General features: G+C 45.4%; 7 protein-coding genes. 4 read left to right on the top strand and 3 right to left on the bottom strand.

Going from position 1 to position 9006, the window contains the following annotated elements; translation table 11 throughout:
• Positions 1 to 25: 25 nt before the first annotated feature.
• The 3 genes from B3Q63_RS05775 to B3Q63_RS05765 form a co-directional block, all read right to left on the bottom strand.
• Positions 26 to 712 (bottom strand): DsbE family thiol:disulfide interchange protein, encoded by a 687-nt coding sequence (locus B3Q63_RS05775; protein ID WP_296174784.1) that lies wholly within the window; start codon positions 710 to 712, stop codon positions 26 to 28.
• A gap of 1 nt (position 713) precedes the next feature.
• Complete coding sequence (locus tag B3Q63_RS05770) at positions 714 to 2723, bottom strand: heme lyase CcmF/NrfE family subunit (protein ID WP_296174782.1); 2010 nt, start codon at positions 2721 to 2723, stop codon at positions 714 to 716.
• Between the two features lie 240 nt (positions 2724 to 2963).
• Complete coding sequence (locus tag B3Q63_RS05765) at positions 2964 to 4298, bottom strand: hypothetical protein (RefSeq protein WP_201565194.1); 1335 nt, start codon at positions 4296 to 4298, stop codon at positions 2964 to 2966.
• Positions 4299 to 4967: 669 nt separating this feature from the next.
• Here B3Q63_RS05765 and mrdA point away from each other — a divergent pair.
• The 4 genes from mrdA to rpsI all read left to right on the top strand — a co-directional run bounded on the left by mrdA (position 4968) and on the right by rpsI (position 8753).
• Complete coding sequence (mrdA, locus tag B3Q63_RS05760; protein ID WP_296174777.1) at positions 4968 to 6959, top strand: penicillin-binding protein 2; 1992 nt, start codon at positions 4968 to 4970, stop codon at positions 6957 to 6959.
• A 64-nt stretch (positions 6960 to 7023) separates the two neighbouring features.
• On the top strand, positions 7024 to 7716 hold the full coding sequence (rsmD, locus tag B3Q63_RS05755; RefSeq protein WP_296174775.1) for a 16S rRNA (guanine(966)-N(2))-methyltransferase RsmD: 693 nt from the start codon (positions 7024 to 7026) through the stop codon (positions 7714 to 7716).
• A 211-nt stretch (positions 7717 to 7927) separates the two neighbouring features.
• Entirely contained in the window at positions 7928 to 8356 is a 429-nt protein-coding gene (rplM, locus tag B3Q63_RS05750; protein WP_183620736.1) for a 50S ribosomal protein L13, read from the top strand.
• Positions 8357 to 8366: 10 nt separating this feature from the next.
• On the top strand, positions 8367 to 8753 hold the full coding sequence (gene rpsI / locus B3Q63_RS05745; RefSeq protein WP_183620735.1) for a 30S ribosomal protein S9: 387 nt from the start codon (positions 8367 to 8369) through the stop codon (positions 8751 to 8753).
• Positions 8754 to 9006: the final 253 nt, after the last annotated feature.

The raw sequence follows: 9006 nt of genomic DNA, 5'->3' as shown, positions 1-9006 counted from the left end.
TGTCTAGCTTTTAAGTAGAGAGCCGTCATTTGCACATCTCCTTAACCTGAGTAGCGTCTGGGCTAACATTGTTCTTATCAGCTTCATTGAGCAGCATCAAGCAAGGCGTGATACGGCTTTGCCAATTGCTCTCATTAATCTCACCAACGATATGCTGACGAATAATACCTTCACCATCAACCACAAAGGTTTCAGGCGCGCCAGTCAGCCCTAAGTCTAGGGCAAATTGACCGGACAAATCCTGAATAGACATCGAAAAAGGATCGCCGCCGCGATTTAGATATCCTAGGGCATTACCGATATCATCTTTATAGTTCACCCCAACCAGATTGACACCGCGTTCTTCTAATTGCATCAAAAAAGGATGCTCAATGATACAAGTTGGGCACCAAGAGCCCCAAATGTTCATCAAAAACGGCTGATCTGGCAGATTGTCGTTGGTCATGATACGACTGGTATCTGACAATAATGGCAGCTCAAACGTCGGCACCGGACGCTCAAGCGCAGTGTTGGTGACGATATCCGTCGGCTGACCCAAGCGCATATACAGCATGACCACAAAACCAGCAAAGACAATCAGCGGAATCAAAAACCATATTTTCATCTGGCTTTTTTTCATGGTTTTAGTAGGTTTATTATTAGCAGCCGCTTTGTTGTTAGCAGCACCTTTATTGTCAGGCGTTTTTTGGGAAGAATTATCTGATTGACTCATCTTATTTCTCCCCTATTTCAGCTTCAGTGATAAAGCCGGCTTTATTTGCCGCAATTTGAGCGGATGTTTTAGTCTTTTTAATACGATAGCGGCTATCGAGCATACTTAATAAACCACCTAATGCCATGATAATCGCGCCAAGCCATATCCAACGAATGAGCGGCTTAACATAAATACGTACCGCCCACTTATTACTGTCTTCAGCGATAGGTTCGCCGAGTGCCACATAGACGTCACGCATGAGGCTGGCATCAATCGCCGCCTCGGTCATTGGCATCATACTAATCACATAAGTACGTTTTTCAGGATACAAGGTCGTCACTTTTTGACCGTCTTTGGTCACCTCGACCTGCGCTTGCATACCATCAAAGTTACTGCCTCTGACCTCATGGAAGTCTTTAACTTCAAAGTCATAGCCTTGCACATGCACGGTATCATTTTCGCCCAGTGCCACATCACGCTCGATACTCAAGGTACTGGTAAAGGCAACACCGATGACGGCTATGATTACCCCAATATGCGCGGTCTGTTGACCCCAATAGCTCAAACGTAACTGACCTAGACCCTTAAAGAAACTCGGGGCATTTTTGGTTTTGTCTTTAAAGTCGACGACCATCCAAAATAAGACCCAAAAGCTCACCGCTAGCGTCACGCCAATATTAAGCATATCGGACGGGCTGACAAAATAAGCAATAATCGCCGCCAATACCAGACTGCTGACCGCAATGACCATGCCTGCGCCCAATAGCGGACGACTGTCCTTCTTCCAGCGGATATTAGAACCCATGCCCATCGCTATTAGCAGCAACCAAGTTAATGGCACAAATAGCGCATTGAAATATGGAGGGCCTACAGAAACCTGACCCAAATTAAAGGAGTCAGCGATAATAGGATAAAGCGTCCCAAGTAATACCACTAAGGTTGCAATGAGTATAATAACGTTATTAATCACTAAAAATGATTCACGTGATACCAGCTGGTACTGACTTTCAACCGTCAAACGCCAACCGCGAATGGCAAACATCAGCAGTCCACCACCAACGATAATGCCCAGAATCACTAAAATGACTAGGCCACGCGTTGGGTCGGCAGCAAACGAATGCACCGAGGTAATGACCCCAGAGCGTACAAGGAAAGTACCCAAGAGACTTAAGGCAAAAGCAAAGATGGCCAGCATAATGGTCCACGCTTTAAACACACCGCGCTTCTCAGTCACGGCCAACGAATGCAGCAAGGCTAAACCGGCAAGCCAAGGCATCAGTGAAGCGTTTTCTACCGGATCCCAGAACCACCAACCGCCCCAGCCAAGCTCGTAATACGCCCACCAAGAGCCAAGCGCGATACCAATGGTCAAAAAACCCCAAGCAGCCAGCGCCCATGGACGCGACCAACGGGTCCAGACCGCATCCAAGCGCCCTTCCCATAATGCCGCCATACAAAAGGCAAACGGCACAACCATACCCACATAGCCCATATAAAGCATCGGTGGATGGATAATCAAACCGAAATCTTGGAGCACAGGGTTTAAATCCGTGCCATCGACCGGTAAGTTTGGCAAGGTGCGATCAAACGGTGATGAGGTGAAGATTAACATCGCCAGCATCATCATCTGTACGCCCGCCAATATCACCAGTACGCGTGCGCGCATTGACAATGGCAAACCACGGCTAAAGTAGGAGACCAAGGCACACCAAGTGGCCATGATGGTCATCCAAAGCAATAGCGAGCCTTCATGCCCGCCCCACGTCGCGGACAATTTATAATACCAAGGCAACAAGGTATTAGAATGCTGAGTGACGTAGACCAAGCTAAAGTCATTAAAATAAAAGCCTGCCATCAATGCACCAAACGAGACAATCATGGCCGCAAACTGCGCCCATGCTAAGCTTGGTGCAAGACGCTGCCAAGCAACATGGTTATTCATGACACCAATAGTTGGTAGTACCACCTGCAAAATCGCCAATACGAAAGCGGCCAGCAAGGCAAAATAACCCAATTCTGTGATTAACATACGGTCTAACCTTGTTTACCTTAATACGGTCATTGTTTATTTTAGGGATTGGTGTTGCGGGATATTCGAAAGTATCCCGTATTCGTTACTGTAGGTGTTTTCGGTTGCTATTATTATACGCTTATCACCATCAGCCGTTGCAGCTACAGGCGCTTACAGCATGGTACATTAGCGTCAACTTGTCACGTTTCTGTATCCACTCTGTATGCGATGTGTGTAAAGAACATAAAAAACCATCTATCACTGCATGGCAGGGAAAAACACCAAGACCAGATGTAACCAACCTGCCAAAAAGCCTGTCAAGCCGCCCAGTACAATCAGCGTCATCTCATCTTCACGAAAAGCGGGACGCAATAGGTTTTGAAACTCATCGGGTGATAGCGCGCGAATACGGTCACGAAATAGCCCAAATATTTTACTGGCTCGGCTTTCATTGAGCTCAGGATCACGCAGTGGCACCATGGTAGCGACGATTGATTTGTCGATAATGGTATTTTTTAATTGCCCAAACTCACGGCGACCCAGTCCTACTCTTAATGTGGTACTGATAACTGGCGATTCTAACACCTTATACAGGTGAGATTTCATCAGCTCACGCGTTTCTATGGCGCGGTCACCATACATCATCTCATTCATGATGTTCTCAAGTGTCACCAAATCTTTGACCACAATCTCAGCAAAAACCTCAGAGACTTCCTCTTGGCGCTTCATAAAGCCGCCTTGAAAGCGGTATTGAGCGATATGCGGTAGCTGCGGCTTAATAAATGGAAAGCGGCTTTGCAGGGCAAAAAACTTCACATAAGGGATAAAATGCGGCTCAACAGGGTTAAAGACCATCCAAATCGCAATCCAGTTGGTCAGAAAACCCCAAATGGCGGCAAAAAACGGTACGGTCCAATGCTGCGGCACCACCAAAAATATAAACATTTGGATAATACCGAATATCAAGCCAATCAAGGCACTGATATGCCAAATAAAATCGATCTCTTTTTGCCCGACTTTGAGGAACATATTGACCATCAAGCGACGGTCGCTTTCCATTTTATTGACAATCATTTTACGCATATCGACCAAATCTTCAACGTGATAGGTCAAATCTGTCACCAAGGATTGCATAATATTTGGCAACTCTTGATGCGCTTGGGCATAGACGCGGCGCTTTAATGCGTAAGGAAGATTGCCCCACAGCGCTGGCGAATGATCAAGCATAATCTCATCAATCAATACTTCAAGGTTTTCATCGACCGCATTGGTGATAAATACCGCCATCTGCGCAGGCTCCATCGCCTGAAAAAACTCATCGAGCGAACCGAGCTTTGAGAGCGTCTGATCAACGATAACACCCGATATCTTACCAGCCTTTCGCGGTACAATACCTTGCCAACCTAAGCCCGGTAAGCCAAAAAACGGAAAGTTTGGAATCCGAATACCCCAAAACTTAACCGGATAAAATAGCATCTTGAGCGCCATCCACACATGTATCCAAGTGACAAATGCGGTCACCGGTGGAATGGTCAGCATAGCAAAAAACTCGGGATGTTCCGCTATCGTCTGCCACAATGAATTTGCATCCATGACTCTAATTATCCTTGAGGTAATGATTGTCGTTGTTAACCAAATATCCTGAGCAGATTAAGAACGCTTAACAAAAAGCCGCTCTATCCCCAATAACCACATAGCTAAGAAATAACGCGCTAACTGGCTGAAATAAATCGCCTGATTCTAGCATACTTGCTATTCATTAGCACATATCGACCCTCGGCAAGTTGTGACTAGCGATGACACGTTTTGCCCGCTACTCTCACTCCTAAAACCTTTACTATCATCTAGCAGCATGAACCATCAGCATATCAACCGTTACAGTGTCTAATTCGATGTAAAGAGAACCCAAATAGCAACACTAAAAACGGCGACAACAGCCATGCTAACAACAAAGATAATTAGTATAATGACGACCCTATAAAATAAATAACGGCGTACTGCGTCAATGCATTTGTTCTGTTATAATTTATGGTTGCCTTGCGTGAATGGTTAGCCGCTATACTCAAGCAAATCAATCGAGATTTATTGATAAAATATCAGGCTATGTTATTGAAAGAGTGTGGCTTATCCTTTATGCTCACCTCGCTTTAAATGCATCAATCTAGCGCCCTCTATTTCTCACTAACTGTTATTGATTTATTCATTATCAACTTATCAATTCATAAACGACCGATTCACTGACCGTCCGGGTACTGACTTTATATGAACAAACCGCTCACTCCCGATACCGAACAGGTTAATCGCATTTTTACCAGCCGCGTTATTATCCTTGGGCTGTGCATGTTTTTGGGTTTGACGGCTTTGATTGCGCGCTATGGTTATCTGCAAGTCTATGCCCACGATAAGTACACCACCCAAGCCGATAACAATCGCATTAAGCTGATTTCTGCGCCGCCCAGTCGCGGTTATATTTACGATCGAAACGGCGTTATCCTTGCGGACAATCAGCCAGTATTTACTGCCATGCTGAGCCCTGATGAAGTCGAAGACCCAGAACGTACGCTAAATTTGCTCGCGCCTATCTTTGATTTAACAGATGAAAATATCACCGATATCTTGGCTCGCTTAAGCAAAACCAAAAATGACCCTGTGACCATCAAGATTGATTTAACTGAAGCACAATTGGCACAGTTTAGTGAGCGAAAACCCTTTTTTCGTGGCGTCAGTATTCAGAGCAAGCTCACGCGCTCTTATCCTTATGATGAGCTGTTTGCCCATGTGATTGGTTACGTTGGACGGATTAACGATAAAGAGTCCAAGCAAATCAATAAAGATCGCTATGCCGGCACCGACCTTATCGGCAAGATTGGTATTGAAGATTTTTATGAAGATATTTTACTTGGACAGCCGGGCTATCAGTCCGTAGAAACCGATGCGCACGGCAATGTCATACGCCAGCTCGATACCAAAGCGCCAATCGCTGGTAATGATATCACTCTAAGTTTAGATTATGGCTTACAGACCATTGCTCAGCAGCAGCTTGATGGTCGCCGCGGCGCCATCGTCGCCATCGACCCAAAAAACGGCGATGTATTGGCGTTCGTCAGTAATCCAAGCTACGACCCCAATCCTTTTATCTCCGGTATCTCTTTTAGAGATTATGGTGACCTGCGAGAAGACCTTGATCAGCCGCTCTATAATCGCGCGCTACAAGGCACCTATCCGCCCGGCTCAACGATTAAGCCCTTTGAAGGTTTAGGCGGTATTCATTACGGCTTACGTGATTGGGAAACCACCATTTACGACCCCGGCTATTTTAGTCTGCCCGGTGATTCACACCGTTTTCGTGACTGGAAAAAAGGCGGACACGGTACGGTGGATTTAAAGAAATCTATCGTGATGTCGGTCGATACTTATTATTATAAGCTGGCATACGAGATGGGCATTCAGCGCTTGCACGACTGGATGGTACGCTTTGGTTTTGGCGAACAAACGGGTATTGACCTACCCAATGAAAAACCAGGCATTATGCCCTCGCCAAAATGGAAAAAAGACACCTATGATAAAGGGTGGCTACCGGGTGAAACCATCTCTGTTAGCATCGGACAAGGGTATTTCTTGGCCACACCGTTACAGATTGCCAATGCCACCGCCATGACCGCCAATAAGGGCTATCATATCACCCCGCATTTATTAAAAAGTAGCGACGGGGCAGCAGCGGTCGACGTGATTACCAAGCCTGATGGCAAAATCGAATATAACGGTAAACCTTCCGACTGGTTGCGTATGCACGATGCGATGGAAGACACCATCAAAGCAGGTACAGGGCGTGGTATTTATACGCCGCGCTATCGCATTGCTGGTAAAACCGGAACCGCACAGGTGAAATCGATTGCCCAAGGTAAAAGCTATAATAAAGCCGCCCTTGATAAACGCCATTGGGATCACGCTTGGTTTAATGGTTTTGCCCCTGTTGAAGCACCAGAAATCGCCCTTGCGGTATTGGTCGAAAACGGCGGTGGCGGTAGTGCCGTTGCAGCTCCTATCGGGCGCGCCTTGTTTGATTACTGGATGTTACAGCGTAAAACCGATCCTATTTTGCCACCTACTGCCGATCAATTAAAAGTCATTAAACGGCAAAAAGCGTTTGAGAAAGCCATGCGTGATGCAGTACGTGATAAAGAACAGGCGCTCGCAGAGCAAGCAGAAGCGCAAGGTGCGGAAACAACTACGACCGCTGCTACCTCTGAGTGATGATAGCGTGAGTCAATAAAACGGTTGATAAGATAGTTAATAACAGGGTTAATAAGAAAGCGCTATGAAAAAAACATCCAGTACGCGACAGCCTAAAAAAACACATAAAGCAAAAACGAAAAACAGTGCTGCTGGTGATGTACGTATTATCGGTGGTCAGTTTAAGCGCCGTAGCGTGAGTTTTATCGATGCCGAAGGCTTGCGTCCGACCCCAGACCGTTTGCGTGAAACCTTATTTAATTGGTTGATTGCTGATATTCATGACGCCCAAGTGCTTGATAGCTGCGCTGGCAGCGGTGTTTTAGGCTTCGAAGCATTATCACGCGGCGCGGCGCATACCACCTTTATCGAAATAAATGCGGCACAAAGCGACATGCTGCGCCAAAGCGCCGAACAATTACGCCTCGATACCGCTAATTATCAAATCGTTCAAGGCACAGCCGAGCAAGTACTGACCCAAAACCAAACCCTTCCTCATCATTTTGATATCGTCTTTATCGACCCACCTTATGCCCAAGACTTATGGCAGCCGATTTTAATGGCATTGATAAAACAGTCCTTAATCTCGACAGAAACGCTGATTTATTTAGAAGCGGATAAAGATTTAACCCTGCAATTGAATCAATTGGTAGCCAGTCTTAACGAGAACTCTGCGCCTCAAGCAGAGACAACGCAAGGCATCATAGGTTTTGAGTGCTTAAAACAAACTAAAGTCGGACAAGTTGTCGCTGGACTTTATCGTCTATTGCCGTCATAATTGTCCGGTTAACGAAAGCCATTAACAAATTTTACAAATGTTTAAAACCGCTAAAAAACTGGCCAACGCTGCAGTTTAATGTATATAAGGCGAAAATAAACCCCAATGCAGCTTGCAAGCGTAGGCGCTACTGCTTATAATGTGCAGTCTGTTTTTTGAGAGCCCCGTTCCCAGCTAAACTCTCAACGAATTCTAATTTTAAGGTTTTATCATGAAAACACTTAGTGCAAAACCAGCTGAAGTGACCCATGACTGGTATGTCGTAGATGCTGACGGCAAAACCCTTGGTCGCCTAGCTACTCAAATCGCTACACGCTTACGTGGCAAACATAAGACTTGTTATACGCCTCACGTAGATACTGGTGATTTTATCGTTGTTATCAACGCAGAGAAAATCGCGGTAACGGGTAAAAAAGCACAAGATAAAAAGTACTATCGTCACAGTGGTTACCCAGGCGGTATTAAAGAAACCAACTTCACCAAGCTGATTGCACATAAGCCTGAAGATGTTCTACACAAAGCGGTTAAGGGTATGCTTCCAAAAGGTCCTCTTGGCTACGCGATGATCAAAAAGCTGAAACTATATGCGGGTACCGAACATCCACATGAAGCTCAGCAACCTAAAGAACTAGACATCTAAGGATATACTTATGGAACGCAATTACGGAACTGGTCGTCGCAAAACTTCTACCGCTCGTGTCTTTTTAGCTAAAGGTACTGGTGCTATCGTTGTTAACGGCAAACCACTTGATGAGTATTTCAGCCGCGAAACGTCGCGCATGGTTGTTCGTCAGCCTTTAGAATTACTTGACACCCCTACTGCTTATGACCTTTACATCACTGTAAAAGGTGGCGGTATTAGTGGTCAAGCTGGCGCAATCCGTCACGGCATCACGCGTGCATTGATTGAGCTTGATGAGTCTAACAAACCTGCTCTAAAAGCAGCTGGTTTTGTTACTCGTGACTCACGTCAAGTTGAACGTAAGAAATTGGGTCTACGTAAAGCACGTAAACGTCCACAATTCTCGAAACGTTAATCAAAGCTATCTCTTTGCTTTTTACTGCTTCCGTCTTTATCTCAGAGTCGTTATAGCAGTATTAAGCAAAAGAATAGATTTGCAAAACCTTATAAGCTGGTCATAGCTTATAAGGTTTTTTTATGGCTGGCTTTTAGCGATTATTTTTAGCCATGCTTTTTTAACGACAGTTTTTAGGGAGGATTTTTGAATGATGGTTTTTACCTGTGCCAGTTTTTGTGCATAAATCACCTTGCAAAGCCGCGCTCACTGC

The organism is Psychrobacter sp. UBA2769 (genome assembly GCF_002352555.1).
Classification (GTDB): Bacteria; Pseudomonadota; Gammaproteobacteria; order Pseudomonadales; family Moraxellaceae; genus Psychrobacter; species Psychrobacter maritimus.
This window is presented reverse-complemented; position numbering and strand designations above follow the sequence as displayed.